Below are 666 nucleotides of genomic sequence, written 5' to 3'. Positions count from 1 at the left end.
CAAAGAAGTAGCCCGCGGCGTTGGACATAATTTGTTTGCCGAAGCGCTGCAGCTGCTCGCTGTTGATAAATGAGAACGACCCCAGGTACGCATCGATGCCGCCGCAGCCGGCGTTAATATCCGGCAGGGTCATGCTGACCAGCTGGATCGTTTTCACCTGCGTTCTGGCATACAGCGAACCGCCAGAGGCATAACCCGCCGCCTGCCCCTGCCAGACCTGTGGCTGGCTGGTATTGGACGCAAAGCCAAGCTTATTGAAGAATTGGTTCATGTCGCCATTCACGTCGGCGGCGGCACTAAATGACAGGCCAAGCGCGGCACCGCAGAAGAGTGACAGAAGTTTAATTCGCATCCTGTCCTCCATTACGCACAGCATTCTTTTTAACTCTGTCATTTCTCAGAATAAAAAGGGTCTTAAGGTGATAACTGAAAAAATTGCGGATTGCTAATGTCACTCCGGCAACAAAGAACCCCACCCCAACAGCGATCAGCGCATAAGGGATGGCGTACATCATAATATTCCACAGGTCTTTTACTCGCAGGTCACCGCTGGCTATCCAGTCATCCACGCAGAGATTAAATAAAAATCTCATTATCCATAACAGCAGAGCACCTGCAGTGGGAAACACAATGAATAATTCCAGATAGATTTCCAGACGCCTTTCC

At 50.5% G+C, this 666-nt stretch carries 2 protein-coding genes; both read right to left on the bottom strand.

All coding sequences use genetic code 11. The features are described from left to right. Positions 1 to 364 (bottom strand): conjugal transfer protein TraH (locus tag ABD353_RS39865; RefSeq protein WP_344628596.1); only part of this gene is annotated, 364 nt, incomplete at its 3' end. Continuing rightward, positions 342 to 666 (bottom strand): F-type conjugal transfer protein TrbF (trbF, locus tag ABD353_RS39860; protein WP_344628595.1); only part of this gene is annotated, 325 nt, incomplete at its 5' end. The genes ABD353_RS39865 and trbF, both read right to left, overlap by 23 nt.

The organism is Kitasatospora arboriphila, from assembly GCF_039528095.1.
In the GTDB taxonomy this organism is placed as follows: Bacteria; Actinomycetota; Actinomycetes; order Streptomycetales; family Streptomycetaceae; genus Kitasatospora; species Kitasatospora arboriphila.
This window is presented reverse-complemented; position numbering and strand designations above follow the sequence as displayed.